The organism is Bradyrhizobium sp. USDA 4341 (assembly GCF_054063755.1).
In genome coordinates this window covers 5,957,420-5,983,551 of sequence record NZ_JBSSGO010000002.1, presented here as the reverse complement: position 1 = coordinate 5,983,551, position 26,132 = coordinate 5,957,420, and the positions used below count along the sequence as shown (strand labels likewise).

Genomic DNA, 26,132 nt, shown 5'->3' with positions numbered 1-26,132 from the left:
TTCGCTCGAAAGCGCTTTGCGCATCGATCGGCATCCTTGATCCGCGTGCGGCTGAGCTCAGCCGACGCATCGGCGCGCGCGATGGCCGGCAGCCATTGCCTCAATTGAGTTTATCGCAGGACGGTGTATTAACACGTTTCGTTCCGGAATCGTTCGATCCGGGAACCCGAATCGCCCTCTCAGGGATCATGACCGCCCAACCCGCCCTCGATCATGCATCCGCTCCGCCCCGCGACGCGCGATCCGTGCTCAGTTCCGTGTTCGGCCTGTCGGGCTTCCGCGGCGCGCAGGAGAAGATCGTCCGCCACGTCACCGATGGCGGCAATTGCCTGGTGCTGATGCCGACCGGCGGCGGCAAATCGCTGTGCTACCAGCTGCCGTCGCTGCTGCGCGACGGCTGCGGCATCGTGGTATCGCCCTTGATCGCGCTGATGCGCGACCAGGTCGCGGGCCTCACCGAGGCCGGCGTCAACGCCGCGGTGCTGAACTCGACGCTGTCCTATCAGGAAGCATCCGAGGTCGAGCGGCGGCTGCTCGCGGGCGATCTCGACCTGCTTTATGTCGCGCCGGAACGGCTGCTCACGCCGCGCTGCCTCAATCTGCTGGGCCAGGCGCAGATCGCGCTGTTTGCGATCGACGAGGCGCATTGCGTCTCGCAATGGGGCCATGACTTCCGCCCCGAATATATCGGCCTGTCCGCACTCGCCGAGCGCTTCCCCAAGGTGCCGCGCATCGCGCTGACGGCAACCGCGGACGCGCTGACGCGAAAGGAGATCGCCGAGCGGCTGTCGCTCGCCGACGCGCCGGAGTTCGTCGCAAGCTTCGACCGCCCCAACATCCGCTACGAGATCGTCGACAAGCAGAACGCCACCACGCAGCTGAAGAACTTCATCAAGGAGCGGCATGCCGGCGACGCCGGCGTGGTCTATTGCCTGTCGCGCGCCAAGGTCGAGGACGTCGCGGCATCGCTGAGCGAGGCCGGCATTCCCGCGCTGCCCTATCACGCCGGGCTCGACGCCAGCGTGCGTGCCCGGCATCAGGACCGGTTCCTCAATGAGGACGGCATCGTGATCGTCGCCACGATCGCGTTCGGCATGGGCATCGACAAGCCCGACGTGCGCTTCGTCGCGCATCTCGATTTGCCGAAGAGCATCGAGGCCTATTACCAGGAGACCGGACGCGCCGGCCGTGACGGCAAGCCGTCGGCCGCGTGGATGGCCTATGGCCTCTCCGACATCGTGCAGCAGCGCCGCATGATCGACGAATCCACCGGTGCCGACGCCTTCAAGCGCGTCTCGATCGGCAAGCTTGACGCGCTGGTTGCGCTCGCCGAGACCGTGCATTGCCGGCGGCAGCGCCTGCTCGGCTATTTCGGCGAGACCCGCACGGACGAAAGCTGCGGCAATTGCGACAACTGCCTGACGCCGCCGCGTGTCCGCGACGGCAAGGTGCTCGCACAGAAGCTATTGTCCTGCGTCTATCGCACCGGGCAACGGTTTGGCGCCATGCACCTGATCGACGTGCTGGTCGGGCGGCTGACCGAACGCGTCAAGCAGTTCAACCACGACCAATTGTCGGTGTTCGGCATCGGCCGCGAGCTCAACGAGAAGCAATGGCGCGCGGTGCTGCGCCAGTTGGTGGCGATGGGCCATCTGCGCGCCGACAGCGACGCCTTCGGCGCGCTGAAGCTGACCGACAGCGCCCGCGGCGTGCTGAAGGGCGAGACCTCGGTGATGCTGCGCGAGCAGCCGGAAGGCGCGCGCAACCGCGCGGTGCGCGGCAAGTCGCGCCGCGGCGAGCTCGCGCCCGCCGCCGACAGCCCCGGCGGGATCGCCAGCCCCGCGTTGCATGCCGCCCTGCGCGCCTGGCGCTCGGAAGTCGCACGCCAGCGCGGCGTGCCGGCCTATGTGGTGCTGCACGATTCGACCATCGACGGCATCGCCGCCATGCGTCCGGACACGCTGGGCGAGCTGCGCAACATCGCCGGGATCGGCGACAAGAAGCTCGAGCATTACGGCGACGAGCTGATCCGGATCGTGAAGTCCAACGACGGCTGATTGCCCTAATCATCCGTCAGGGCATGGCCGCTCCCGATTGGCCCAGTAAGGACATTGAGGACAGACCTCACCTTCGGGATAATCAATTCCCTCCTCGTGAGGACAGCCCATCAGCTCAGAAGTCAGCGCCACCGAACGAACCTCCTCGACCCGAAGAAAGGTGGCGACTTCTTCCATGACCGTCGAATTGGCGCGGATGTCACCAGTTTCAACAACCCATCTGCGCAACGCGAATGGCGGCGCCTCCGGCGCCGTGATCACCGCAACAGCAACCTTACTGCCACGGGTATTGTCAGGCCCGTAGAACGCCACGGTCCCGACCGGATAACCGGAAAAGCCTGATCTGCTCTTCTTTTCCAGCCATTTCTGTGGTTGCCAACCGATTTTCATCGTGATTTCCTCGAATAGGAATTGGCAACGACATGCGTCACCTCACAAGGTCTGCTCGTTTCAAGAAGGCTGCTTGGACGTCAGCAACTTGATAAAATTCTGCTTCGCCTTGTGGCGCATCATGAGATCGGCGAGGTAGGTCGAATGTTGAGCGGCTCCGTCAAGCCGCCGCATGCGTTTGATCAGCGCATGTGCGGAGCCGTAGTTGGCCTGCCCTCCCATCCGAACCTTGCGTTCTACTAGGTAGGCATAGGCCTTCAGCGCCTCATCGGGAAGGTCCGGTTCGCTGGCTCTAGCGAGCTCTTCCATGAGATCTTCGCGGCACCCATGCTTGCCCACGGCCGCCCATGCGTCCGCCAGCAGCCCTTCCAGCATCAGCACTCGAACGAGAACATCGGCCGCCCCTAGCCAAACCCATTCCGTCTGCGGGCCCGACTTTGCAGCTCGGTCGTTCAGCACGGTAATGGCCCCGTCGCGAACCAAACTCTGTTGCTTGCGATCGCTGGCGGTAGATTTCAATCGCTGGTACAGCTCGACGCTGGGCTCTCTGCTGAACATTCTCCAAAGCAGCTTGTTGGCGTCTTCGTTCCGTCCGTTGCGCCCAAGGAGATCGCAAGCAAAGAGAACCAGACACCGGTCGGGGTCGTCCTCGAACTTCCACAGCCCCTCTTCGGCCCATTTCAACGCCTCTTGCTCCCGCCCGTTGTCGAGACAAACCTGAGCAATGCTAAGATAGTCACCGGCGCTCGACAAATCGCTCGATCGAATGGCGATGATCGCATCGATGTCGTTGTCTCGTTCGGCAAAACGCTCCAACATAGTTCGGATCGCATATTCACGGGCCCGACGGGTCTCCGCTCCTCTTCCCCGCCTGGACTTCACCTTTCGCCATGCCATGGTTGCGAGCCTGCGATACTCGGCAAGACCAGCCTCACCGAGTATGTCGGCGTAGGTCTCGCTTGCGCCGAAGAAGAAATCAGAGTCCGAGTCGACTTCGCGCACGAACAGCGTTCGCGCCAATTCGATAGGATCGGGCCCTGACTTCTCACAAGCACTCACATGAATCTCGCAGGCGCGCACGTAGCACGCCCCTCCGCCGCCGTCGGAATCATCGACCTTGGTCAGCGCATCGTCCATTCGCGCGAAAAAATGATCGAGCAGCTCCAGGACAAGCGAGGCTCTCCCACCTTCGAGCAGCCCCGAAATGTGATCAAGGACTCCGTCAATCGAACGAGTCCAATCGCGCATATCGCGATATTCGATGTAGCCACGGACACGGGTCGCACCGGTGATAGCCTTCTTGAAGCCCGCGAGCAGCGTGGTCTCGTCGCCCGTGTCCAATTCGGCCGACAGTCCCAATTGTTCAAACAGCTTGGTATCTTTCTCAGCGAGCTTCAGAACCATCTCGACGAGGTTCTCGACGCTCTTGGCACGCAGATGATTGCGAATCTTGCCAAGACGGCTGGAAACATGCTCCACAGCAGCCGGCTCAAGACTGTTGGCCGCCAGAGCGGTTGCAGCCATGTGCTTGCATGAGCCCCAGTCGCCGTAAGCCCGGCATGTGCAGTTGCCGGAAATCGTCCTGCCTTGGCCTTTCACCTCGCATCGATAGACATCCGTACCGACAACCCGTGCCACGACGCGGGCTTTGTCGATCGCGATGATCTCGACCCGCCCGTCCAGATGATAGGCGCGTCCTCGCACGAAGGCCTTTTCGCCGACGGCGTCCCGCAATACAGCGACATCGAACCGAGTGACAGTTCCGCTCTTAAGGAGAGCGCGCCCCGGCGCTTGCACCATTGACATGGGCCCCTGAACACTGATCGAGCTTCGTTTGTTTCACTATAACCATCGCGCGCTCGCGTCTCGACACAACTTGCAGGTTTCCAACTGCATTATCGACGGGCCGAGGGCAGTCTCCAACTCTTCCCTTCTTATGGAACTTGGCCCTTGCGTGCCGAACAGCCCGCACAAGAGAGCCCGTACCGAACCACCTTCGGACCCTCGGCCCGGCATAGGAGCCATACCCGGCGGGGCAACGCATGCGCTTGCGGGCCGCGCCGCCCTCGCCCTAATCTTTCGGTCGTCGCGTCCAACGAGGCGCGGCCAAGACTTGCCGACAAAACATAACGACAAGAGATAGGGAAGAGACGGGCCATGGCTCAGGAGAGCACCGCGCGCGAGGCTGCGCGCCCTGCCGAAAGTGGAACGTTCGACGCCGTCGTGATCGGCGCCGGGTTCGCCGGCATGTACATGCTGCATCGGCTGCGCGGGCTCGGCTTCACCGCGCGGGTCTATGAGGCCGGCGGCGGCGTCGGCGGCACCTGGTACTGGAATCGCTATCCCGGCGCGCGCTGCGACGTCGAGAGCCTGCAATACTCGTTCTCGTTCTCCGAGGAACTCGATCAGGACTGGAGCTGGTCGGAGAAATATTCTCCGCAGCCCGAAATTCTCGCTTACGCCAACCACGTCGCCGACCGCTTCGACCTGCGCAGCCAGATCGTGTTCGACACCCGCGTCACCGCGGCGACCTTCGACGAGAAGGCAGGCAGCTGGCTGATCGAAACCGATCGCGGCGACAGGATCACCGCCAAATTCTGCATCATGGCGGTCGGCTGCCTGTCGGCGCCGAACCGACCCGCTTTCCCCGGGATGGCAGATTTCCGTGGGCCGATCTATCACACCGGCGAATGGCCGCATGACGGTGTCGACTTCACCGGCCTGCGTGTCGGCGTCATCGGCACCGGCTCGTCCGCGATCCAGTCAATCCCGATCATCGCGCAGCAGGCGTCCGAGCTCACCGTGTTTCAGCGCACCGCGACCTGGTCGGTGCCGGCATGGAACGAGCGGCTGTCGGCGGAGTATCTGAACGAGGCCAAGGCGCACTATCCGGAGCTGCGCGCGAAAGCCCGTGCGCGCCCGACCGGCTTCTACTTTCAGTTCAACGCCCAGCCCGCCTTGCAGGCAAGCGAGCACGAGCGCGAGCGTCTTTATGAGGAAGCCTGGCAGCGCGGCGGCCTGCCCTTCCTCGGCGCGTTCGGCGACCTCCTGTTCGAGAAGGCCGCCAACGACACCATCGCCGATTTCGCGCGCGAGAAGATCCGCGGCATCGTCAAGGATCCCGCCACCGCCGAGCTGCTGTGCCCGCGAAACGTGTTCGGCTGCAAGCGGCTCTGCGTCGATACCAGCTATTTCGAGACCTACAATCTGCCGCATGTGAAGCTGGTCGACGTGTCGAAGACCCCGATCGAGCGCTTCACCACCGACGGCATCGTGGTCGACGGCACCGAATACAAGTTCGACGCGATCGTCTCCGCCACCGGCTTTGCCGCCATGACGGGCTCATTCGACAAGATCGCAATCACCGGCCGCGGCGGGCAGACGCTCGCCGAAAAATGGCAGGCCGGCCCGCGCGCCTATCTCGGCCTCGCCTCGGAGGGATTTCCGAACCTGTTCATGATTACCGGGCCCGGCAGTCCGTCAGTGCTCGCGAGCATGATCCAGGCGATCGAGCAGCATGTCGACTGGCTGGCGGATTGCATCAGCCACATGCGCGACGTCGGCGCCGGGACGATCGAGGCGGTCCGCGACGACGAGGACGCCTGGGTCGCCCATGTGAATGACGTCTCCACGGTCTCGCTGCGCTCGACCTGCAGCTCCTGGTATGTCGGCGCCAACATCCCAGGCCGTCCCCGCGTGTTCATGCCCTATATCGGAGGCTTCCCGATCTATGTGCAGAAGTGCAATGAGGTGATGAATTCGGGTTATGACGGCTTCGTGCTGCAGGGTGCCCGCAAAGGCAACACGCCGCCGCAGGTCCGCTTCACCGAGCGCTGGCAGGTGCCGCTCGACATCGAGGTGATCTCGCCGGCCGCAGTTGCCGCCAAGCGCGTCCCCATGGTCTGAGCCTCAGTGGTATCCCGGCCGGGATTGCGCGTGATAGTGTCGTGCCGGGTTCGCGTTTCGCATCGCGGGCCGCACGGGGGACGATGGCCGACACTGCATTGCAGGGATTGGTCGAGCGGATCGGCGCGGATCACGTCGTGCGCCGGCTTGGAATCGAGGCCGCGCACGAAAAGCAGCTGTTCGGCCAGGGCACATTGGTGTTCAACGTCGAGAACTGGAAGCTGGCGCCGTGGATCGTCGAGACCGCGCTCAAGCTGGCCGGCCTCCATGGCCGGGCGCGCCGCAACGCCGACCGGGTCGAGGTGCGGCGCAACCTCGTGACGTCGGCGCGTCTGCCGGCGGCCTTCGACGGCTTCACCATCCTTCATCTCAGCGATCTCCACGCCGACATCAGCCAGGGAGCGATGCGGCATCTGGCTGACATCGTCCGCTATGTCGCTTGCGACATCTGCGTCCTCACCGGCGATTATCGCGGCAAGACGTTTGGCCCGTCCGAAACCAGTCTCGCGCTGATGAAGGATCTCTGCGCGCGGATCAAGCTGCCGCTCTACGGCATCCTCGGCAATCACGACAGCATCCGCATGACGCCGGCGCTGGAGGCGATGGGCATCAGGATGCTGTTCAACGAGCAGGAGCCGATCACGCGCGATGGCGCGACGATCCATCTCGCCGGCATCGACGATGCGCATTTCTATCGCACCGACGACATTGCAAAATCTGCCGCGGCGATCCCGCGCGATGCGTTCTCGATCCTGCTCGCGCATACGCCGGAATCCTATCGCGAGGCGGCAGCGGCCGGCTTCGACCTGATGCTGAGCGGCCATACCCATGGCGGCCAGCTCTGCCTGCCCGGCGGCATCGCGATCAAGCTGGAGGCGCGACTGCCGCGCAGGATGGGCAAGGGCGCCTGGCGTTTCCAGACGCTTGCCGGTTACACGTCAACCGGCGCCGGCACCAGCCTGGCGCCGGTGCGGCTGAACTGCCCGGCCGAGATCACCGTGCATACGCTGCGGCGACTCGGCTGATACCCGCCCGTACGTCGCAGGCGCGCACGGCCAAAATAGCGAAAACAACCACCCCATGCAAAGTAGCCGGCGGCTGCCCGGACTTTCGCAGGGAATGACGTGTGGCCGATCGCCATATGCGATCGCCCTGCCTAAGGATGGGGAGAGGGAGTAGCGGAGGTCTCAATTGCCCTTCTTCGCGCTCGCGCTCTGCTCATTCACCGTGCAGGTGATCAACAGGGTGTAGCCGCGCGCATCCTTGGCGATATCGGACGTCTCCTTCTTCGTCCCGTCGCGCCATTCGGCGGTCCGGTACATCACCGCGCTGTTGTCGAGGAAGTCGCGCAGCGCGCCGGTCTTGATGGCGAAGTTGACGTTTTCCGGGATCGATCCCGTAGCCCGCGCCATCCTGACCGCGTCGAGCTTCGCGGCCACCACGCCGACCACGGCGCCGCCGAGATCGAACAGCGGCCCACCGCTGTTGCCGGGCTGGACCGCGGCGCTGATCTGCAGATGACGCGTGTCGTTGAGGATACCGCTCAGCGACGAGACGATGCCCGTGGTCACGGTGAAATCGGATGTCAGCAGGCCGTGATAGGGATAGCCGATCGCCACGACTCCGTCGCCAACCCGAATCGAGTTCTGCCGGATGCTCGCGACATCCTTGAATGGGGACGGCGCCTGCAGCAGTGCGAGATCGTTGGTCTCGTCGTCGGACACCAACCGTAATTTGACCGCCGCCGCGCCGCTCAGATTGCCCGTGATCTCGCTGCAACCATCGACGACATGATGGTTGGTGACGACGTGGCCGCTATCGCTGACGACGAAGCCGGTGCCGGTCCCCGATCTCGCCTGCTTCGCGGGCGGCGCGTTGGGTGCTGCAGCCTGCTGCGGCGGCGCGGCCGCAGGCTTTGTCGCGACCGCGAACTCGCCGGCGTTGGAGACGCCGTTCTTCTTCACCGAGACCACGCAGTTGAGCAGCGCCGGCAGCAATTGCGCGGTCTGATTGAGATTGAACTGAAACAATTGCCCCTGCGCGAACGCCGTCATCTGGCGCGCCTTGCGGAACTGATTGATCAGCGCCGAATTCACCGGCATCTCGACATTCACGAGCTTCTCGCCAAGCGGCATGCCGTAGACATTGAACGCGGGCTGGCCGTCGAAGGTCAGCGCAAGCGGAAAGGCTTCGCCCGGCGTCAAACGCCAGCTGTCATGAGCCAAGCCCAGCCGCCAGCTGCCATTCGCGGCAACCGCCACCATGAAGAAGATGCCGCTCTGGTATGTGCTCCCCGCCGAGCAATGCGTGAACGCACCGCTCTTGTCGTCGGTAAAGGCGCCGCCCTTCCAATTGCCGACCGTGATCGAACCGTAGGGACCGCGGGCGCTCGATGGGGTTGCGGACGCAAACAGCCACGCGGCCACAACGGCCGCCCAGATCGCAACTCTCATGACATGCACTCCCCAGCCACAACCCCTTATAGGAGGCGGAGAAATTCATCCGCAAGTGGTGCGTGGCTTGGCCTTTGGTCCAGCGGCCAAGCAATACCGCCGCGGATGAGGCGATCACCACACCCTCTGGTTACAGACGGCATGTTCCTATTATGTTCCAAAAATGTCAACCCGGACATAGTCCAGCCGCCGCGCCAGGCGGACGCTATTGCGGCTCCCGAACCGAAGACTGCGCCGGCGGATTTGGATCGCTGAACCAGTAGCGGGATGCCAGCCCGTGAACGCCGACACCGATCAGGAAAATGCCGGCATAGAGTTCGACCGCGTGATTCATCGCCAGCAGGCGGGCGCGCAACACGGCGCCGTGGCCCGGGCAAGCCCAAAACCAATGCCCCACCGCGACGATGCCGACGCCGAGCGCGGCGATGGCTCGGCCGGCCGCATTCATCATCCTCACGCGAAGGTCTCCCGACTCGCCCGGCCTAGACAGGATATCGGGAGAAGCTGACGCCGACCTGACGCGTCAGCCTCGCGAGAGCCCGTGGACGTAGCCCGGATGGAGCCAATGGGTCGCGCAAACGCGCGCCCGATGACAGGCCCCGCACAATCCGGGACGGTCTTTCCGCGGAGGGTGCTGTCTTCTCCTTCCCCCTGAAAGGGGGAAGGTCGGGATGGGGGTCAGCCGCAGGCGATGCTGCAGGTGGAGAAAGCAGATCCCCACCCGCTTTGCTCTGGCGAGCAAAGCGACCTCCCCTTTTCAAGGGGAGGTTTGGAGCAGCGTAGCCCGGATGAAGCGAAGCGTAATCCGGGCTACGACGTGAGAAGCGCCGCCCGCCTCAGCCGTTCCTGAACGCGTAGGCGTAGCCGTTGAGCGCCGGCGCACCGCCGAGATGGGCGTAGAGCACCTTCGACCCGGCCGGGAAGAAACCCTTCTGCACCAGATCGATCATGCCCTGCATCGACTTCCCCTCGTAGACAGGGTCGGTGATCATGCCTTCCAGCCGCGCGCTGAGGCGGATCGCCGCCTTGGTCTCTTCCGACGGCACGCCATAGGCGGGATAGGCGTAGTCCTCGATCAGCACGACATCATCCTCGACGATGTCGCGGCCGAGTTCGACCAGATCAGCGGTGTTCTGCGCGATCGACAGCACCTGTGCCTTGGTCTGCGCAGGCGTGAACGAACCATCGATGCCGATCACGTTGCGCGCGCGCCCGTCGGCGGCGAAGCCGACCAGCATGCCGGCATGGGTCGAGCCGGTCACCGTGCAGACGATGATGTAGTCGAACTTGACGCCGAGCTGGCGCTCCTGCGCGCGCACCTCTTCGGCGAAGCCGACATAGCCGAGCCCGCCATATTTGTGCACGGACGCGCCGGCCGGGATCGCGTAGGGCTTGCCGCCCGCCGCCTTCACTTCCTCGAGCGCCTGCTCCCAGCTCTTGCGAATGCCGATGTCAAAACCTTCGTCGACCAGGCGCACGTCCGCGCCCATCACGCGCGAGAGCAGGATGTTGCCGACGCGGTCATAGACTGCGTCCTCGTGCGGCACCCAGCTTTCCTGCACCAGCCGGCACTTCATGCCGATCTTGGCCGCAACCGCCGCAACCATGCGCGTATGGTTCGACTGCACGCCGCCGATCGAGACCAGCGTGTCGGCGTTGGAGGCGATCGCGTCGGGGATGATATATTCGAGCTTGCGCAGCTTGTTGCCGCCGAAGGCGAGGCCGGAATTGCAATCCTCGCGCTTGGCATAGAGCTCGACCTTGCCGCCGAGGTGCTTTGACAGCCGATCGAGCTTCTCGATGGCGGTCGGCCCGAAGGTGAGCGGGTAGCGTGCGAACTTCTCCAGCATACTGGCATCCTCTTTGGTGGTCTGGAACGGCGGCCAGAACTATCACTCCATCTGCGAAAGGTGCTCTCTAAGTCAGGCCCCCTGATCGCCGAAGATTGCTGGATTTGCACCAGATGATATGTTTTCTCTCACATTTCCGGCCAATAATGAGAGATTCTTCCATGTCCGCCCGACTCGACCGCATCGACCTCAAGATGTTGAGATTGCTGCAAAAGAACGGCCGGCTCAGCAACGCCGAGCTGGCCGACCAGGTCGGCGTAAGCCCCGCCACTTGCCATCGCCGGACCCAGGCGCTGTTCGACGAGGGCTTTCTCAGCGGCGTCCGCGCGATGGTCGCGCCGCGCAAGGTCGGCAAGGGCGCGCTGGTGATGGTCGGAGTCGTGCTCGACCGCTCGACGCCGGAGAGCTTTGCGAGCTTCGAGCAGGCGGTGGCGAAGCTGAAGTTCGTGCTCGACTGTCACCTCGTCGCCGGCGACTTCGATTATTTCCTCAAGATCCGCGTCGGCGACATGGAGGATTTCAACCGCATCCATGGCGACCAGCTGATCGCGCTGCCCGGTGTGCGGCAGACCCGCACCTTCTTCGTGATGAAGGAGGTGGTGGACAATGCGGAGCTGGAGTTCTGAGCTGCGGTTCCGCCGGCACCTACTTCGAAGCTTTGGCGATCTTGTGCGCGAGGTGGCCGGTCTGATGATCTCTGCGGAGTTGGCTCAGCGAGGTCTCGTTCAACGCAGCCAGGACATCGCTCAGCTTCTCGGTTTCGGGATAACCCGCCGCGAAACTTGGCCCGTAAACCTTGCGCAAGGTGCGGAGCAGCGTGTTGCCGTGCTTGCCGCTGATTTCGCCATCCTTGTTGGGATGCCGGTGGTCGAGACCTGCCTTGCTCATGTTGCTCTCCCTTGTACCATTGGCTGGCAGCATCTGCCTGCGGAGATCAAATGGCAATTGAGGCCGCAAACGGCCGGGAACCCACCCCGCGCGCTCACCCATCCTTGGTCGAAGGCGAGTATTCGGTGGCTATTTGCGGCGTATTCGGTCAATGTAACCAACGTGCTCCTGCGGACTCCGGAGAGGCCTGACGCGGCCATCGAAGTAGCAAGTCGCGTCCATACGGGAAGCCACAGCTCCATTGCGTCACAGCACAGTCCTGCGTGAGAGCACCCCCAACTGCAGAGGTGGACAGATGTCATATGCCTACAAGCTGAATGAAGACGTTCACCACCGGGCCCAGGGGCCGCAAGGTCGCGCCGAGGCCGATGAGCCGGCGGTCTACACCATCATTCAACGCATGCCGATCGAAGCCGACGGGCGGCTTCGATACCGAATCAGGAGCAAGGCAGGCAATATCGAGCGCGTGGTGACGGAAGAACAGCTGTCGTATTCGCAATAGGCAATGCGCCGCCGGGGTTCTGAGCCAGACGCGATCTCCATCAGTTGCGGCGTCGGCCAGCCTGCCCGAGAGGAGTAGTCCTTTCATTCGACTTGATGGGCCGCGCAAATCGGCGCAGTCTCTCCCGGACTCCCCACAGGGCTGCAGGGTCGCGCGCGTGGATGCGCGGGTCGATTCATCCGGGGATGACAGTCATGAACGTCACGGCGATGAGACTGGCCATACCGTTGCTGGCACTTGCGGCCGGCGGCACCGCTGCGTTCATCTTCGGCATCCACCGAACCCAGCAGATCCTGGGCGTAAACACCCGCTTGATGGCGACGGCGCCAGCGGCTTCCGCGGGAAACCAAGACAAGACTGCGCTGGCAAAGACGCAGACCGAGACCGCGGCGCTGGCCAACGCTTTGGCAGGACCGTCGCCAACACCGGGCGGCAACGCGGTGCCGGAGTTCGACGTCGTCAGCATCGAGCCGACCGGCGAGACCGTTGTCGCCGGCCGGGCGCTCCCTGGCGCGACGGTGGAATTGCTGCGCAATGGCGAGGTGCACGATCGCGCCGTGGCGGACAAGTCCGGCCAGTTCGTCATGGTGCCGCGCCCGCTTCCGCCGGGAAACTATGACCTCACCCTGCGCATCACGCATGACGGCAAGCCAGTGACCTCCAAGCAGAGCGTGGCAGTGGCGCTCGACGCTGCGGCTAGCGAGCGGCCGATGGTGGCACTGATGGCGCCGGACAAGCCGATCCGCGTGCTGTCGCAACCTGCGGCGGCGACGCACGGGAAGGTGGCTGTCGAGGCCGTCGAGACCGAACCGGGCGGCAAGCTCCATGTCAGCGCTCAGGCAACTCCCGGCGCGAACGTCAGGCTCTATCTCAACGACAGTCTGATCACATCCGCGACTGCCGACGCGGCGGGGCACCTCTCGGTCACGATCAACAAGGGCGTCACGACCGGCGATTATCGGATCCGGCTTGACGACGTCGACCCCGGCTCCGGCAAGGTCCGCGCGCGTGCCGAAGTGCCGTTCAACGTTCCGGACACGACGACGACCGCATCGATCCCGGCCCCTGCGGCATCGTCCGGCCGTACGGATGGGACCGCGCCGCAGCTGGCGGCGGCAACCACCGCCGCATTGAGCTCACCCTCCGCCGTGATCGTGCCGAAGATCACCACGACCACGGTCGCCCGCGGCGACAGCCTGTGGCGGATCAGCCAGCGCGCATTGGGCGCCGGCCAGCGCTACGCGGTGATCTATCGGGCCAACTCGCAGCAGATCCGCAATCCCAATTTGATCTATCCCGGCCAGGTCTTCGTGCTGCCGGCACGGTGAGGCCGGCATTCCGGCAACGCTCACTTGCCGGGGGATTTCAGGAAGGCGACGATCTTGGCGCGATCCTCCGCCGAGCGCACGCCGGTATACGGCTTCATGCCGTTGCCCGACACCACGGCTTCGGGATCCTCGATGAAGCGCAGCAGCGCGCTGTCATCCCAGACAATGTCGGATGATTTCATCGCCTCCGAGTAGGGAAAGTTCGCAACCGATCCGGCCTTGCGGCCGACGATGTTGTGCAGGTTCGGGCCGACACGATTGTCCCCCTCCTTGACGGTGTGGCAGGTGCGGCAGGAATTATTGAACGCCTGCTCGCCGGACACGCCCGCATCCTGGCCATGGGACGGCGACAATAGCAGGTACATCAGGCCGCAAACGACGACGATGAATCCTGGCCGCATCGGTCTCTCCCTCGGCAATTGCGCTAAACAAGACAGTTTGCAACACCCCGCCCCGGCCACCATGCCGTCAACGCAGAGGCCACCCGAAGGGTCCTCATCTGGCAGGCCCCACATCTGGCGCAGGCATGCCCGCCACACTAGATGTGCTGCCATGCAACACCCCGCCCTTGAGGATTTCGTCGCCGGCCACCAGCGCCTGTTTGTCCTGACCGGGGCCGGCTGCAGCACCAATTCCGGCATTCCCGACTATCGCGACAGCGACGGTAACTGGAAGCGGACGCGGCCGGTGACGATCCAGGCATTCCTGGGTGAGGCGGCGACGCGCCAGCGCTACTGGGCGCGCAGCATGGTCGGCTGGCGGCGGTTCGGCCGCGCGATGCCGAATGGTGCGCATCGCGCCCTGGCGAAGCTCGAGCAACATGGCCGCTGTGAGCTGCTGCTGACCCAAAACGTCGACCGGCTGCACCAGGCCGCGGGCAGCCAGCGTGTGATCGACCTGCACGGCCGGCTTGATGTGGTGCGCTGCCTCGGCTGCGGCGTGACGACGCCCCGCGAGCAGTTTCAGGGCGAGCTGGCGCGGCTGAATCCCGCCTGGCTCACGCTCGATGCCACTGACGCCCCCGACGGCGATGCCGACCTCGAGCAGGATTTTTCGTCGTTCGTGGTGCCGGCCTGCGAGGCCTGCGGCGACGTGCTGAAACCCGACGTGGTGTTCTTCGGCGAGAACGTGCCGCGCGACACCGTCGCGTCGGCGCAGGCGCATCTCGAGCAGGCCGATGCTCTCCTGGTCGTCGGCTCCTCGCTGATGGTCTATTCCGGCTTTCGCTTCGTCCGGATGGCGGAGCAGCGCGGCTTGCCGATCGCCGCAATCAATCTCGGCCGCACCCGCGCCGACGAGCTGCTCACGCTCAAGATCGAGGACCAGTGCGAGGCTGCGCTGGCGTTTTTGCTATAGATCAGCCGTCATTGCGAGCGCAGCGAAGCAATCCATCGTGCCGCGCACGTTGAAGCATGGATTGCTTCGTCGCTTCAGCGCAAAATTGCTCTGCAATTTTGTCGCGAGCTCCTCGCAATGACGATGGGCAGGTTATCGCGTCACGCGCGATGGCGCTGCGACTTGGCCATCGGCATGTTGGCGTTCCAGTGCGTCCAGCTGACGCTGGCGAGGCTGCCCCGGTCCGTTGCCAACGGGCGACGCGTGCGGCGCTCGTACTCGGCGATGCAGCGGCCGGATTCGCCGATCTTGCGCTGCAATTCGTCGATCGTCATCTGCGTCGCGCGGCCGCAATTGGCCTTGCCGAGCTGATCGACCTCGATCGCCTTCAATGCCGCACGCAGCTTCTTCAGCTGCGCGCGCTGCCAGGCAATGTGACTGTTGCTGTCTGCTGTCATGTGGCCGCCACCGTCTTTGATCGTTGCACGCCGTTGGGAACCTCGATGTCGACTTCGAGCATCGAAACGAACTTGCCCCGGTCCATCCGGACCACGACCTTGTCGGGATCGACGTCGATATGCTTGGAGACCACGCCCAGGATTTCCGAGCGGAGCATCTCCAGAAGGTCCGGCGTGCCGGTCCGGCCGCGCTCATGCGAAAGCAGGATCTGCAACCGCTCCCGCGCGACGGGCGCCGATGCAGAGCGGCCGCCGAACAGCCGCATTACGTTCATCATGCCGCCCTCCGTCGCAGCAGCCGGTCCATCAGCCCCTTGCGTTCGACCGGCACGGTCATCTCCACCGCCTCGCCCATCAGGCGCCGCACCGCGTCGGTATAGGCCCGCGCCGGCGCGCTGCTCGCAGCGTTCAGCGTGACCGGGCAGCCGACATTGGAGGCGCGCAACACGTCCTGGCTTTCCGGGACGATGCCGAGCAGTGGTGTGGCAAGGATTTCCAGGATGTCGTCGATCGACAGCATCTCGCCGCGGGCGGCGCGGGCGCTGTCATAGCGGGTGACCAGCAGATGCTTCTCGACGCGCTCGCCGCGCTCGGCGCGGGCCGTCTTGGAATCCAGCATGCCGATGATGCGGTCGGAATCGCGCACCGACGACACTTCCGGATTGGTGACGATGATGGCCTCGTCGGCATAGCGCATCGCGAGCGTCGCGCCGCGCTCGATGCCGGCCGGGCTGTCGCACAGGATCCAGTCGAACTTGGTCTTGAGATCGGCGATCACGCGCTTGACGCCTTCTTCGGTCAGCGCGTCCTTGTCGCGGGTCTGCGACGCCGGCAGCAGCCAGAGATTCTCCAGCCGCTTGTCGCGGATCAGCGCCTGCGGCAGCTTGGCGACGCCCTGCACCACATTGATGAGGTCGAACACGACGCGCCGTTCCGCGCCCATCACCAAATCGAGGTTACGCAGGCCGACGTCGAAATCGATGACGACGACGTTCTGGCCCATTTGCGCGAGCGCCGCGCCAAGCGCGGCGGTGGAGGTCGTCTTGCCGACCCCGCCCTTCCCAGACGTCACGACCAATACCTTGGCCATTCTCTCTCTCCTTGTGGTCGATCAGTTCAAAGCTGTGATGCGCAGCATTTCGCCCTCGAGCCACGCCTGGGCGGGCCGGTTGCGCAAGCTGTCGGCGATTTCATCTGCGGTCTGGTAGTAGCCGTCGATGGCGAGCAGTTCGGCCTCGATCTTCTGGCAGAAGATCCGGGCCGCCGAATTGCCGTTGATGCCGGCCATCGCGCGGCCGCGCAGCGTGCCGTAGACATGGATCGAGCCGCCGGCGACGATCTCGGCGCCGGAGCCGACCGAGCCGAGCACGGTGACATCGCCCTCGGCAAACACGATCGACTGGCCGGAACGCACCGGGCTCTCCAGCAGCAGCGACGGCAGCTTGGTCTTGTCCTTGTCTTTGTTCTTTTCCTGCGCCGGCGGCGTCTTCGGCTCGACATGGGTGATCGCGCAGGCGCGGCCGCCGGTCAAAAGCGGCGGCAGGTTGGCGCCGAGCTTGGATTCGTCGACACCTTCGATGCCGAGAATACGGATATTGCGTTCAGCGAGGCTGCCGACCAGATGCGCGATCGCGGCCTGGCTGAGATCGACCGCCGACAGGTCGAGCACCACAGGCTTGCCGGCGAAGAAGCCCGGCGACTTCCCCAGCGTCGCGTCGATCTCGGCGAGCCAGGATACGACCGGCACGACGGGCGAGAAAACGAACGCAACATAGGAACGGCCGCGCATGCGGACCTGCTGACGTGCCACCTGTTGAGTTGCGTCCATCGCCTCTGACTCGGTTCTCTTGTCGAATGGTTAACAATCGGACCGCATGGTTAATCAAAGGTTAACGGAAGGAGGTGTTTTCACGGATTTGCGAGGGCTGCTCCTCCGGCAACCGCTGTTGGCTGCGACCTGTTGCCTGGACGCATGATTCTGGGACCGGCGGCGAGGATCAACGCCGCGACGGCGATCGCTCGGCCTGCACCGATGCATCGAATACCGCGCGGCATGACGGGCTGAGCTGCTCGACCTGCGCCGCCATGCAGTCCCTGATCCGGCCGCGATCCGGAATGTAGGCGCCGCACAGGCGGACCGCGTCACCCATGCAGGCTTGACGCTGCATCGATTCGTTCAGTCCGGACTGGGCCATGGCGGGCGCGATGGTTGCACCGAGAAGCACGAGGGCAAGACGAAGTTTCATGGATACTCTCTCACTGACAGGTTGAAGTGTTGGTCGAGACTGGATGTCACGACAGCGGCGTGCGGCCGTTGCCGGCTGCGGGTTCGGCGTCGGCTTGCGACGGCGGAAGATGCAGAAGCGTTGCGATCGTCGTATCGAGCAGCTGCGTCCGCGCTGTCTCGGGATCGATCTCGGGGGCGAACCGGCCGAGCAGCATCGGAAAGGCCGGCGGCTGGTTGAGCGCCGCGTTGAGCAACGCAAAGAACAGCGCCGGATGGCTGCTGCGGATGATGCCCGCCGCGATGCCGGCCTCGAAGAGCTCGCGCGCGCTCTCATAGGCCGGACGCAGCAGCTTTTCGGTCACCATTGCGGAGCGCTCCGGCGCTTCCGCGCCGTGGCGCACCACGAAGTCCCTCACCTGCGGATGCGCGGCATAGAACGTGGCGACGCGGATGATGAGATCGCGCAGCCGGTCAGCCAGCGAACGGCGCGTGTCCGTGGCGATGGCGTGCACCTCGGCCATCACAGGCTCCGCAAGTGTAACGACGCGGTCGAGGCAGGCCTCCCACAGCGCGGCCTTGTTGCCGAAGTGAACGCGCACGAGGTTCGGCGCGACGCCCGCCGCCGCCGCGACGCTGCGCAGGTCGGCGCCGTCGAAACCGAGACTCGCAAAGGCCTCGGTCGCCGCGATCAGCAGCGCCTGGCGGCCGTCGGGCATGTCCTTGCTGCGGCGTCCCTTGGGCCGGGAGGCCGGCGCCACCATCAATTTGCTTGGATCAGTCATCGCTACCATCATATGTACGATTGAACATATAAGAGCGTAATCCTGCTTTCCAAGGGCACAGGCCCGAACCGGCAGCACATCAAAACACGTTTGAAATCAGACGATTATGCCTATTCCGCCTTGATGTTGGCCGACTTGACGATCGGCCACCATTTCTCGACCTCGGCGGCCTGATGGTCGCGGAGCGCAGCGGGGCTCTGTCTATCCGGTGAAGGGATCTCCTGCCCGAGTTCGGCGAAGCGTTGCCGGACGACGGGCTCGGCGAGCGCCGACGTCACCGCCTTCGACAACGTCGACACGATATCGGCCGGCGTGCCCTTCGGCGCCCAGATGCCGTGCCAATAGGCGATGTAGAGACCCGGCAGTCCGGCTTCGTCGACGGTCGGAATCTCGGGTGCCGATGCGAGCCGCGATGATGCGGTCACCGCAAAAGCCTTCACGGTTCCGCTCTTCACCTGCGGCAGCGAGTTGGAGGCCTGATCGAACATGATGTCGATATGCCCGGCCATCAGATCGTTCAGCGCGGGACCGGCGCCGCGATACGGCACGAACGAGAAGTGGCTAGCCGTCAGCTGCTGGAAGAACACGCCTGCGACATGCGCGCCCGAACCCGGGCCCGCGGTGCCGGCGGTCGCCTTGTCGCCATTGGTCTTGAGCCAGGCGATCAGCTCTTTCAGATTCTGCGCCGGCAGATCGGGCCGTCCGATGATGAGCTGCGGTCCGCTCGCGATCAGCGCGATCGGTGCGAATTCGCGCACGTCATATTGCAGCTGATAGATCGCGCCGTTGAGGCAATGCGTGCCCCAATGCCCGATCGTGATCGTCGTGCCGTCCGGTGCCGCGCGCGAGGCGCGCAGCCCCGCGACGGTGCCGGAGGCACCCGTGACATTCTCGATGATGACGGGATGGCCGAGCGTATTGCGCATATATTCGGCGAGGATCCGCGCCAGCACGTCGGTCGGTCCGCCCGCGGCGAACGGCACGATCATCGTGATGGGGCGCGCAAGCGTTTCCGCGCGCGTACCGCGCGAAGCAAGCGGCAGCGTCGCCGCGCCGAGCGCGAGTTGCAGGAATGGCCGGCGAGACATGTTGGGCATGCGCGTTCCCCCCATGCTCTCATAGAGCCGGCAGTGTCGCGCGGTCCAGCGTAAGGTGTCAGAGACGCGATGTCCGTGTTTGAACGGCAAAGCTTGCCGTTGCCAAGCGTCGCCCGGCCGGCGCGTCGCCCAGATTGGGCCAATCCTGTAACCATTGGATGCCGGTCAGCCCCGACCACGGTCATCGAACTCGCATGAAAGCGTCATCCCGCCGTCAATTGACCGCGACAAGTTGTCGCGGCCAGCGCAGACGATTCCAAATTCACTGAAATTAAAGAGGGGCGAACTCATGAGTGGCTTTCGTGACTATTTCTTGTCAACCGCCGCGATCGCGGCAGCCATGCTGGCTTGCGGCGTCGCCGTCGCGCAAGCGGATGACGACAATGACCATTCGCAGCGACATGGCTACAAGCACGTCCTGCTGATCAGCGTCGACGGCATGCACGCCGTCGATTTGAAGCGTTGGGTCGAAAGCCGCCCCGGCGGCAACTTCGCCCAGCTCACCGGAAAGGGCGTGGTCTATCCGAACGCCTATACCACCGCGCCATCCGACAGCTTTCCCGGCATGCTCGCGCAGGTCACGGGCGCCACGCCGAAGGGCGGCGGCCTGTTCTATGACGACAGCTATGATCGCACCGAATATCCGGCCAAGGCCTTCTATACCAGCCAGGGTCTTGCGGACCCCGGTTGCGTGGGCCCGGCGGGAACCGAACTGACCAACTTCGAAGCGCTCGACAAGACCTACAATTACTCCAGCGGGCTGGTCGCTGATTACACCGCCGGCGGCACGCTGGGTCAGGTCTACACGCAGCTCGATCCGGATCACATGCAGCGCAAGCTGGTGAACGGCCAGTGCGTGCCGGTCTATCCCCACGAATACGTGCACACCAACACGATCTTCGAAGTCATCAAGGAGGCCGGAATGCGCACGGCCTGGTCCGACAAGCATCCGGCCTATGAGGACCTCGCGGGCCCGTCGGGCAAGGGCCTCGACGAGCTCTTCACGCCGGAGATCAATTCGCAGGACACCATCGACGCCGGCGCCCAACCCGGCGACGACTACACCACGAGCTACACCGGCGTCCGCTCCTACGACTCGCTGAAAGTGAAGGCGGTGTTGAACTGGATCGACGGCTACGATGGCACGCGAACCCAGCGTCAGCCGGTGCCCGCGATCTTCGGCATGAACTTCCAGGCGGTCAGCGTCGGCCAGAAGCTCGCCAAGGCCGGCCATGCGGATGCCGACAAGTCGCTCGTCGGCGGCTATGCCGACGGCAAGGCAACGCCCGGCAATGCGCTCACGCTGCAATTCCAGTTCGTGGACGACGCGCTCGGCAAGTTCGTCAACGAACTGAAGGCGCAAAACCTCTACGATTCGACGCTGATCATCGTCAGCGCCAAGCACGGCCAGTCACCGATCGACGTCAAGGACCGCGTGGCGATCTCCGACGCCTTGTACAGCAAGGCGCCCGGTTTCGGCAGCAACGGCTTCGAGATCTGCGACGACGAGGCGCTGGTCTGGTTGTCGCCGGAGCTGCAGCAGGCGACCAATCCGGCGACCGGCCATCTCTACTACGCAGATGCCAAGGCTTACATCCTCGCCCACGCCGCCGATCTGCATATCCAGAAGCTGCTCGACCGCGACGAACTGACCAAGCTGTACGAGGATCCGTTCCACAACAGCCGGGTGCCGGACTTCATCGCCATCACCGATCATGGCGTCATCTGCACCGGCGGCAGCAAGCTCGCCGAGCATGGCGGCTTCTCCAACGACGATCGCAACGTCCTGCTGCTGCTCTCGTCGCCGCGCATCAAGCATGCCAGGGTCGTCGAGGAGACGACCTTCACCACCCAGATCGCGCCGACGATCCTCCATGCGCTCGACCTCAATCCGCGCAGCCTCCAGGCGGTTCGTGACGAGGGTGTCGAGGCCCTGAAGCTGAAGTAAAGCGCAAAGGGAGCAACGCACCGAATGGCTTGCACCGGCACATCGTGACCGGGCCAGCCGAACAGTCTCGCCTGCACATCGGCGCCCCGGGGCACGGGACGCCGATGTCCTCACGGCACGCATCGGGGCGCGAACTTCTAGGCGGGAAAGCAGGCCGCTGCCGTCAGCGTGAACGGAGCCAGATTGAGAATCTGGGGAAACTGGAATTGATAGTTCGCGCTCACCTGGCTGCCGCACGCCGCGGCGCTGTAGGTGAATGTCGAGGACGGCAAGCTCAGTCCAAACGCCTGCTGGGTTGCGTAGGTGGCTATCGCGCTCGGGTTGCCGGTCGGACAAAGCGCAGTATTGACGCTGGCGCATCGCGCCGTGACCGCCACTGCGTGCTGCATTCCCACCTGCGTCCACATCAACAGCCCGAACTCGATCACGCCGAACAGGAACGCGAAGAAGAACGGCGCGATCAGGCCGAATTCGAGCGCCGACGCCCCGCTCCGGTCGGGCCAGAATGCGCGTCTCACTGCAGCCTCGCTGTCGACTGGGTGCTGATGATATAGGTGTTCGGAACGACCTGATAGTTGATGATGGTCGAGTAGCTGCCTTGCGCGGAGACGATGGTGTATGTACCCGCCATTCCGCCTCCGGGACAGATTCCGCCGCAGGTCATGCTGCTGACGCCCGAACTGGTCGCACACCCGCAAAATTTGATCGGAACAGGCGAGGCGTTGATCACATTGGAATTCGTCGCGGCTGCCACGGCGGTCGAAATCGCATTGGCGTCGAACCCATGTGCGATGGCATACTCGACGCCTGCTTGCGACGAACCCTCCACCTGCATCTTGCGGTAGATCGCAAGGCCGATATCGGTTACCGAAACGACCATCAGCGAAAGCAGCGGAACCAGGACGCCGAATTCGATCGCCGCGACACCGCGTGTGTCATTTCCGAACCTGCGACGGAAGAGTATGCAGCGTCGTTGGGAACGGCGCTCACCACCTGTCGTGCCCGTTTTCATCGCATCCCTCCAGTTTACTCAACAAGCTGCGCTGTCGCCGTACCGATGGCATTGCCGCCCATCGCGGCGCAATTGACCCGGACACTGGAATTTCCGACGATCGAGATCGTGTCGGCGATGATTTGCGTACATGTCGTGCTCGTGCCATTACCGCCACTGAAGCTCAGCGCCCCTTTCGGCAGGTAGACCGCTCCCTGCAGGTTTTGCGTACCGCCGCCCGTCAAGTTGAAGCTGCTACCGACCGGCATCCTGCGATCGCCATAGATTGCGATTCCAGCGGTCGTTCCGCTCGTCGGCGCCGTGAGGCTGACATTGGCGTTGCTTCCGATCGTCGCCGAGCCCCAGTTGCTGCTCGAGCCGGTAAACACCAGGGTGACGCCGGTTCCCGTGATCGTGGCATTGCCGGCCACCGACAGGTTCGCGCCGTTGAAATAGTAAATCCCCGGATTGAGTGTCAGGGTCGCACCCGCGGCCACCGAAATGTCACCGCAATAGCTGCCCGGACTGAGGGTCGTCGTCCCCTTCACGTTGAACTTGTTCGAGTAGTCGCACCATGTCGGCATCGTGGGCGTGACGTTGGCATAGGGATCCGCGATCGCCCTGATGCCGGTCCGAATGCCGTTGGTCGCCGTGATGCTGCTCGTGCCGGAAACCCCGCCGACGACACCAACCATGGCCGCGGATATCGTTGCCGAGCCGCTGACATTGAGCGCCGAGCCGCCGTTGGAATCGTCATAGAGGTTGCAATTGATCAGGTTGAGCTGGGTGTTGCCCTTCACCGTCACGGCAGGATTGGCGGTCGGGTCGAGCGCGAGCACGCAGCCTGTCCCGACATTACCCAGTGCGACGGCACGGGCCGTGACCGGCACCGCCCCGGAGCCGAACAACGCCGACATTAGCCGCGCTTGCGGCTGGGTGATGATGACTTCGACCGCCTGGGAGCTGGAAGTGAAGCTTCCCGTGGACGGCGGCTGGTTCACAGTGACGGTGACGTTGCTGATCCCGTTCGCGTAGCCGTAGAACGTCGTGATGGCGTTGGCCTCGGTCGCGAAATTGGTACCGGCGGTGGCTGCACTGACGGCCGCCGAGTCGGCCGCACTCATCATATTCTTGTGCTTGTAGAACCACCACGCGACCTCGGTACCAAGTCCTGCGGTTCCGACCAGGACTGGCGTCAGCAAGGCGATGATAATTGCGTAGCTGCCGGACTGGTCGCGCGCAAAGCGCTTCAGGAGACCATCCGGGCACGCTCGGCACTCATCCGGTGCCGACCTCATTTGCGAGGATATTCCAACTTCCGCCTTCCAAGTGATGAAGGCCGTCATGTTGTCCTCACGCCGCTTGTGGCAAGCTTCCACAATTCCTACAGCGTGACAATTTAATGTCAGTTCTGCGCGATCGACGAAAATCGGACATGGCTCTTAACACTCCTTTAGCCAATCCGAGCTGTCCGATCCTCTGTCGTGCCGCAGCAAACATGACCGTAGACGTTGGCCGCGCGCAGCTTCTACGCGCGCTCAGGAGCCGAACTTCGTCCGCAGCATGGGGCCAAGGAGATTCGAGTAATCGTCCGTCCAGAGGGCGCTGGCCGGATCCGGCGACATGGCGGCCCAATGCCGGGCCGCCTCGCCGACATCGTCAGGCGTGCGCGCTAGCATCACCACCCGGGACGCCGTCCTCAGCGTAGTCATGACGTCGCCGGCGGGATGCCCTTCCTTGAAGAGTGCGATCAATCCCTGGGACTGCGCGATATTCGCCATGATCGGCGCGAGATCGAGATGGCGGTTGGAGATATGCACAAGAATGACCCCGTGCGGCGCCAGCTTCGACACATAGCCGGCGATTGCTTCACGCGTCAGCAAGTGGACGGGAATGCTATCGGACGAGAAGGCATCCAGCACGATCAGGTCGTAGCGATCAAGCGAGGCCTGCAGTGTGAGACGCGCATCGCCGAGCACGAGGCTGGCCTTCGGCGCGCAGCGCGACAGGAACGTGAAGAAGGTTGGATTGCTCGCGATCCGGATCACCTCGGGATCGATCTCGAAGAACGTCCAGTTCTCCGCGCCGCGACGGAGGCAGGCGAGCGTGCCGGTACCGAGACCGACGACAGCAACCCGTTCGAAGCCACTCCGGGCGCCGCGTACCGCCGCAACCCCTTCGGCCAGCGGGCTGCCCGGATAGTAGTAGCTCTGAGGCTGAGGCGCTCCCTCGACCGGCGTACCGTCGTCGTTCCGCAACCGCTCTGCGCCATGCATCGTGTTGCCGTGGAACAGCAGCCGCGCGCGGCCATCCGCGAGGTCGACCACGGTATGGACCCCGAAGAAGCTGCGTGCGGTCTCGATCGGGGCCATGCCGGGACGCCAGAACGTGGTCAGCATCAGGCCGGTGATCGCCAATCCGGCGAACGACACCGGCCGCTGGCGCAAGAACATCATGCAGGCCGCCAGCAGGATCAGCAGGGCCCTGAACGGCAGCTCGAACGAGGCCGGAAGCTGCAGTTGGGTCACGTACCAGACCACAGCAAGCGCGATCGCCACCGCCAGCCATGGCAACGCCTTCATCAGCGCCTGGCGCGCGCCGCCTGCGAACATGCCGGGCACTGCCAACAATGCGAGTGCAATCAGGATCGGATATTCGTAGTTGCCGGAAAAGACCTGCGGCGCCAGCAGTCCCGCGAAGGCGCCGCCCAGCACACCGCCAAACGAGGTGCACAGGAAGAACTCCGTCAGCCGTTGCGGGTGCGGACGCCGGGCATAGAGCTCGCCATGGCAGAGCAGCGCCAACAGCGTGAACACGACGAGGTGGAGCACGGTCGTCGTGAGCCAGAACACCTTGCCGCCGACCAGACTGATCGCAAGGGGGGCCACGGCGAACGGAACGAGACGCACCACGGTCGCGTGGCTGATCCACGGTCGGTCGCGGAACACGACAACGAAGGTGAACAGATAGAGCGCCAGTGGAATAACCCACAGAAAGGGCGCTGCCGCGACGTCGGTCGTCAGATACGCGGTCACCGCGATGACGAGCCCGGACGGAATGGCCGCAAGCGCGATCCATTGCAGCCTGTCGGCCACGCTGATGACCGATGTCTCACACGACGGTGTCGCCCTTGCGGTGCCATGACCTCGTCCGAGCACGAAGGCAACCGCCGTGACGAGCAGCGCGAGGACCGCAAAGCCAAACGACCAGATGCTCGCCTGCATATTCAGCGCCAAGAGTGGCTCGACAACGACAGGATAGGCAAACAGGGCCGCGAACGAACCAAGATTCGACGCGGCATAGAGCACATAGGGATTGTCGGCATCGCGATGGCCGCTTGCGGCGAACCAGCTCTGCAGCAAGGGCGCGTTCGCCGACAACGCGAAGAACGGCAGGCCGATTGACGCAGCGAACAGCCCGAACAGCCAGAGCGCGGTTCCATCGGCGGGCGGCGCACCCCAATTGGGCGCGATCGCGATCGGCAAGGTCATGGCCGTGACCGCGAGCAGGAGCAGATGGACGAGGCCCGCGCGCTGCGGTCCGAACCACCGGCCGAGCAGATGTGCATAGGCATAACCGGCGAGCAGGACGGCCTGGAAGAACACCATCGCCACCGACCAGACCGAGGGCGCGCCGCCGAGCTTCGGCAGCACCATTTTCGCGAACATCGGCTGAATCAGGAACAGCAGCAGCGCGGATACAAGCAGCGTCGCCACGCTGAGGATCGGCAGCAGGCGTGTTTCATCAGCAGAACGCGATACCTCTGGAAGCGTGCGCTCTGGCGCGTTCTCGAAAAGTGACATCCGTTGATCCCTGCAATCCCTGCTTGCAGGGTAGAATAGCCGCGCCTAAGCAAGCGTTAATCGGAGTTCAGGGAGCGTGTATCGCCGGCGGAGAAAGGGTCCGGCAATCTCGTTGAA

Annotated in this window: 26 protein-coding genes; 8 read left to right on the top strand and 18 right to left on the bottom strand. The window is 64.0% G+C overall.

The window, feature by feature from the left end; genetic code table 11:
• Positions 1-188 precede the first annotated feature (188 nt).
• Complete coding sequence (gene recQ / locus ACVIGB_RS34455) at positions 189-2,057, top strand: DNA helicase RecQ (protein WP_456719314.1); 1,869 nt, start codon at positions 189-191, stop codon at positions 2,055-2,057.
• A 9-nt stretch (positions 2,058-2,066) separates the two neighbouring features.
• Here the strand turns inward: recQ and ACVIGB_RS34450 are convergent, their stop codons facing one another.
• Together ACVIGB_RS34450 and ACVIGB_RS34445 are read right to left on the bottom strand one after the other, a co-directional pair.
• Positions 2,067-2,447 (bottom strand): hypothetical protein, encoded by a 381-nt coding sequence (locus ACVIGB_RS34450; RefSeq protein WP_456719315.1) that lies wholly within the window; start codon positions 2,445-2,447, stop codon positions 2,067-2,069.
• A 60-nt stretch (positions 2,448-2,507) separates the two neighbouring features.
• Positions 2,508-4,247, bottom strand: a complete 1,740-nt coding sequence (locus ACVIGB_RS34445) for an SWIM zinc finger family protein (RefSeq protein WP_456719316.1) — start codon at positions 4,245-4,247, stop codon at positions 2,508-2,510.
• A gap of 357 nt (positions 4,248-4,604) precedes the next feature.
• Between ACVIGB_RS34445 and ACVIGB_RS34440 the strand changes: the two genes are divergently transcribed.
• Positions 4,605-6,353: a flavin-containing monooxygenase gene (locus ACVIGB_RS34440; protein WP_456719317.1), complete on the top strand. Its 1,749-nt coding sequence runs from the start codon at positions 4,605-4,607 to the stop codon at positions 6,351-6,353.
• An 83-nt stretch (positions 6,354-6,436) separates the two neighbouring features.
• Positions 6,437-7,378, top strand: coding sequence for a metallophosphoesterase (locus ACVIGB_RS34435; RefSeq protein ID WP_456719318.1), 942 nt, complete (start codon positions 6,437-6,439; stop codon positions 7,376-7,378).
• 162 nt (positions 7,379-7,540) lie between these two features.
• On the opposite strand, the gene ACVIGB_RS34430 is transcribed toward ACVIGB_RS34435, so the two are convergent.
• The 3 genes from ACVIGB_RS34430 to ACVIGB_RS34420 form a co-directional block, all read right to left on the bottom strand.
• Positions 7,541-8,806, bottom strand: a complete 1,266-nt coding sequence (locus ACVIGB_RS34430) for a S1C family serine protease (protein WP_456719319.1) — start codon at positions 8,804-8,806, stop codon at positions 7,541-7,543.
• 205 nt (positions 8,807-9,011) lie between these two features.
• Positions 9,012-9,257 (bottom strand): hypothetical protein, encoded by a 246-nt coding sequence (locus ACVIGB_RS34425; RefSeq protein ID WP_244549986.1) that lies wholly within the window; start codon positions 9,255-9,257, stop codon positions 9,012-9,014.
• Positions 9,258-9,642: 385 nt separating this feature from the next.
• Positions 9,643-10,656 (bottom strand): 1-aminocyclopropane-1-carboxylate deaminase, encoded by a 1,014-nt coding sequence (locus tag ACVIGB_RS34420; protein WP_229166258.1) that lies wholly within the window; start codon positions 10,654-10,656, stop codon positions 9,643-9,645.
• A 161-nt stretch (positions 10,657-10,817) separates the two neighbouring features.
• Between ACVIGB_RS34420 and ACVIGB_RS34415 the strand changes: the two genes are divergently transcribed.
• Positions 10,818-11,282: an Lrp/AsnC family transcriptional regulator gene (locus tag ACVIGB_RS34415; RefSeq protein WP_092122337.1), complete on the top strand. Its 465-nt coding sequence runs from the start codon at positions 10,818-10,820 to the stop codon at positions 11,280-11,282.
• A 19-nt stretch (positions 11,283-11,301) separates the two neighbouring features.
• Here the strand turns inward: ACVIGB_RS34415 and ACVIGB_RS34410 are convergent, their stop codons facing one another.
• A complete protein-coding gene (locus ACVIGB_RS34410) occupies positions 11,302-11,544 on the bottom strand; it encodes a hypothetical protein (protein ID WP_092122334.1) in 243 nt (80 codons plus the stop codon).
• Between the two features lie 295 nt (positions 11,545-11,839).
• Here ACVIGB_RS34410 and ACVIGB_RS34405 point away from each other — a divergent pair, with 295 nt between their 5' ends.
• Both ACVIGB_RS34405 and ACVIGB_RS34400 read left to right on the top strand, forming a co-directional pair.
• A complete protein-coding gene (locus ACVIGB_RS34405; RefSeq protein WP_176534193.1) occupies positions 11,840-12,046 on the top strand; it encodes a hypothetical protein in 207 nt (68 codons plus the stop codon).
• Between the two features lie 194 nt (positions 12,047-12,240).
• On the top strand, positions 12,241-13,374 hold the full coding sequence (locus ACVIGB_RS34400) for a LysM peptidoglycan-binding domain-containing protein (protein ID WP_456719320.1): 1,134 nt from the start codon (positions 12,241-12,243) through the stop codon (positions 13,372-13,374).
• Positions 13,375-13,394: 20 nt separating this feature from the next.
• Here ACVIGB_RS34400 and ACVIGB_RS34395 read toward each other — a convergent pair whose 3' ends face one another.
• Complete coding sequence (locus tag ACVIGB_RS34395) at positions 13,395-13,775, bottom strand: c-type cytochrome (protein WP_456719321.1); 381 nt, start codon at positions 13,773-13,775, stop codon at positions 13,395-13,397.
• Here ACVIGB_RS34395 and ACVIGB_RS34390 point away from each other — a divergent pair.
• The gene (locus tag ACVIGB_RS34390; protein WP_456749255.1) at positions 13,759-14,730 is read left to right on the top strand and encodes an NAD-dependent protein deacetylase; all 972 of its coding nucleotides are present in this window, start codon (positions 13,759-13,761) and stop codon (positions 14,728-14,730) included. The two genes, ACVIGB_RS34395 and ACVIGB_RS34390, sit on opposite strands and share 17 nt — an antisense overlap.
• 140 nt (positions 14,731-14,870) lie before the next feature.
• Here ACVIGB_RS34390 and ACVIGB_RS34385 read toward each other — a convergent pair whose 3' ends face one another.
• The 7 genes from ACVIGB_RS34385 to ACVIGB_RS34355 form a co-directional block, all read right to left on the bottom strand.
• On the bottom strand, positions 14,871-15,167 hold the full coding sequence (locus ACVIGB_RS34385) for a hypothetical protein (RefSeq protein ID WP_092122321.1): 297 nt from the start codon (positions 15,165-15,167) through the stop codon (positions 14,871-14,873).
• Positions 15,164-15,442 (bottom strand): cell division topological specificity factor MinE, encoded by a 279-nt coding sequence (minE, locus tag ACVIGB_RS34380; protein WP_456725011.1) that lies wholly within the window; start codon positions 15,440-15,442, stop codon positions 15,164-15,166. Before minE ends, ACVIGB_RS34385 begins: the two co-directional genes overlap by 4 nt.
• Positions 15,442-16,257: a septum site-determining protein MinD gene (minD, locus tag ACVIGB_RS34375; protein ID WP_092122315.1), complete on the bottom strand. Its 816-nt coding sequence runs from the start codon at positions 16,255-16,257 to the stop codon at positions 15,442-15,444. Before minD ends, minE begins: the two co-directional genes overlap by 1 nt.
• A 21-nt stretch (positions 16,258-16,278) precedes the next feature.
• Positions 16,279-16,995 (bottom strand): septum site-determining protein MinC, encoded by a 717-nt coding sequence (gene minC / locus ACVIGB_RS34370; RefSeq protein WP_092122312.1) that lies wholly within the window; start codon positions 16,993-16,995, stop codon positions 16,279-16,281.
• Between the two features lie 169 nt (positions 16,996-17,164).
• Positions 17,165-17,413: a hypothetical protein gene (locus ACVIGB_RS34365; protein ID WP_212316731.1), complete on the bottom strand. Its 249-nt coding sequence runs from the start codon at positions 17,411-17,413 to the stop codon at positions 17,165-17,167.
• A 46-nt stretch (positions 17,414-17,459) separates the two neighbouring features.
• Positions 17,460-18,176, bottom strand: a complete 717-nt coding sequence (locus tag ACVIGB_RS34360) for a TetR/AcrR family transcriptional regulator (protein ID WP_456719322.1) — start codon at positions 18,174-18,176, stop codon at positions 17,460-17,462.
• A gap of 110 nt (positions 18,177-18,286) precedes the next feature.
• Positions 18,287-19,273 (bottom strand): tripartite tricarboxylate transporter substrate-binding protein, encoded by a 987-nt coding sequence (locus tag ACVIGB_RS34355; protein WP_456719323.1) that lies wholly within the window; start codon positions 19,271-19,273, stop codon positions 18,287-18,289.
• A gap of 289 nt (positions 19,274-19,562) precedes the next feature.
• Between ACVIGB_RS34355 and ACVIGB_RS34350 the strand changes: the two genes are divergently transcribed.
• On the top strand, positions 19,563-21,221 hold the full coding sequence (locus ACVIGB_RS34350; RefSeq protein WP_456719324.1) for an alkaline phosphatase family protein: 1,659 nt from the start codon (positions 19,563-19,565) through the stop codon (positions 21,219-21,221).
• A 137-nt stretch (positions 21,222-21,358) separates the two neighbouring features.
• Here ACVIGB_RS34350 and ACVIGB_RS34345 read toward each other — a convergent pair whose 3' ends face one another.
• From ACVIGB_RS34345 to ACVIGB_RS34330, 4 genes are all read right to left on the bottom strand, one after another.
• Entirely contained in the window at positions 21,359-21,739 is a 381-nt protein-coding gene (locus ACVIGB_RS34345; protein WP_092122303.1) for a TadE/TadG family type IV pilus assembly protein, read from the bottom strand.
• Positions 21,736-22,233 (bottom strand): TadE/TadG family type IV pilus assembly protein, encoded by a 498-nt coding sequence (locus ACVIGB_RS34340; protein ID WP_456719325.1) that lies wholly within the window; start codon positions 22,231-22,233, stop codon positions 21,736-21,738. Before ACVIGB_RS34340 ends, ACVIGB_RS34345 begins: the two co-directional genes overlap by 4 nt.
• A 14-nt stretch (positions 22,234-22,247) precedes the next feature.
• Entirely contained in the window at positions 22,248-23,510 is a 1,263-nt protein-coding gene (locus ACVIGB_RS34335; RefSeq protein ID WP_456719326.1) for a TadE/TadG family type IV pilus assembly protein, read from the bottom strand.
• Positions 23,511-23,750: 240 nt separating this feature from the next.
• Positions 23,751-26,015 carry a spermidine synthase gene (locus tag ACVIGB_RS34330; RefSeq protein WP_456719327.1) on the bottom strand — a complete coding sequence of 755 codons (2,265 nt, stop codon included), beginning with the start codon at positions 26,013-26,015 and terminating at the stop codon, positions 23,751-23,753.
• Between the last annotated feature and the right edge of the window lie 117 nt (positions 26,016-26,132).

Excerpts from the sequence above, each read along its gene's own strand:
- recQ (WP_456719314.1), top strand. The coding sequence starts at position 189 with ATGACCGCCCAACCCGCCCTCGATCATGCATCCGCTCCGCCCCGCGAC.
- ACVIGB_RS34445 (WP_456719316.1), bottom strand. The coding sequence starts at position 4,247 with ATGGTGCAAGCGCCGGGGCGCGCTCTCCTTAAGAGCGGAACTGTCACT.
- ACVIGB_RS34430 (WP_456719319.1), bottom strand. The coding sequence starts at position 8,806 with ATGAGAGTTGCGATCTGGGCGGCCGTTGTGGCCGCGTGGCTGTTTGCG.
- ACVIGB_RS34410 (WP_092122334.1), bottom strand. The coding sequence starts at position 11,544 with ATGAGCAAGGCAGGTCTCGACCACCGGCATCCCAACAAGGATGGCGAA.
- ACVIGB_RS34355 (WP_456719323.1), bottom strand. The coding sequence starts at position 19,273 with ATGCCCAACATGTCTCGCCGGCCATTCCTGCAACTCGCGCTCGGCGCG.
- ACVIGB_RS34400 (WP_456719320.1), top strand. The coding sequence starts at position 12,241 with ATGAACGTCACGGCGATGAGACTGGCCATACCGTTGCTGGCACTTGCG.
- minE (WP_456725011.1), bottom strand. The coding sequence starts at position 15,442 with ATGAACGTAATGCGGCTGTTCGGCGGCCGCTCTGCATCGGCGCCCGTC.
- ACVIGB_RS34425 (WP_244549986.1), bottom strand. The coding sequence starts at position 9,257 with ATGATGAATGCGGCCGGCCGAGCCATCGCCGCGCTCGGCGTCGGCATC.
- ACVIGB_RS34360 (WP_456719322.1), bottom strand. The coding sequence starts at position 18,176 with ATGACTGATCCAAGCAAATTGATGGTGGCGCCGGCCTCCCGGCCCAAG.
- ACVIGB_RS34440 (WP_456719317.1), top strand. The coding sequence starts at position 4,605 with ATGGCTCAGGAGAGCACCGCGCGCGAGGCTGCGCGCCCTGCCGAAAGT.
- ACVIGB_RS34420 (WP_229166258.1), bottom strand. The coding sequence starts at position 10,656 with ATGCTGGAGAAGTTCGCACGCTACCCGCTCACCTTCGGGCCGACCGCC.
- ACVIGB_RS34340 (WP_456719325.1), bottom strand. The coding sequence starts at position 22,233 with ATGAAAACGGGCACGACAGGTGGTGAGCGCCGTTCCCAACGACGCTGC.
- ACVIGB_RS34365 (WP_212316731.1), bottom strand. The coding sequence starts at position 17,413 with ATGAAACTTCGTCTTGCCCTCGTGCTTCTCGGTGCAACCATCGCGCCC.
- ACVIGB_RS34385 (WP_092122321.1), bottom strand. The coding sequence starts at position 15,167 with ATGACAGCAGACAGCAACAGTCACATTGCCTGGCAGCGCGCGCAGCTG.
- ACVIGB_RS34415 (WP_092122337.1), top strand. The coding sequence starts at position 10,818 with ATGTCCGCCCGACTCGACCGCATCGACCTCAAGATGTTGAGATTGCTG.
- ACVIGB_RS34450 (WP_456719315.1), bottom strand. The coding sequence starts at position 2,447 with ATGAAAATCGGTTGGCAACCACAGAAATGGCTGGAAAAGAAGAGCAGA.
- ACVIGB_RS34335 (WP_456719326.1), bottom strand. The coding sequence starts at position 23,510 with ATGAGGTCGGCACCGGATGAGTGCCGAGCGTGCCCGGATGGTCTCCTG.
- ACVIGB_RS34330 (WP_456719327.1), bottom strand. The coding sequence starts at position 26,015 with ATGTCACTTTTCGAGAACGCGCCAGAGCGCACGCTTCCAGAGGTATCG.
- ACVIGB_RS34435 (WP_456719318.1), top strand. The coding sequence starts at position 6,437 with ATGGCCGACACTGCATTGCAGGGATTGGTCGAGCGGATCGGCGCGGAT.
- ACVIGB_RS34405 (WP_176534193.1), top strand. The coding sequence starts at position 11,840 with ATGTCATATGCCTACAAGCTGAATGAAGACGTTCACCACCGGGCCCAG.
- ACVIGB_RS34350 (WP_456719324.1), top strand. The coding sequence starts at position 19,563 with ATGAGTGGCTTTCGTGACTATTTCTTGTCAACCGCCGCGATCGCGGCA.
- minD (WP_092122315.1), bottom strand. The coding sequence starts at position 16,257 with ATGGCCAAGGTATTGGTCGTGACGTCTGGGAAGGGCGGGGTCGGCAAG.
- ACVIGB_RS34390 (WP_456749255.1), top strand. The coding sequence starts at position 13,759 with ATGAATCCTGGCCGCATCGGTCTCTCCCTCGGCAATTGCGCTAAACAA.
- ACVIGB_RS34395 (WP_456719321.1), bottom strand. The coding sequence starts at position 13,775 with ATGCGGCCAGGATTCATCGTCGTCGTTTGCGGCCTGATGTACCTGCTA.
- minC (WP_092122312.1), bottom strand. The coding sequence starts at position 16,995 with ATGGACGCAACTCAACAGGTGGCACGTCAGCAGGTCCGCATGCGCGGC.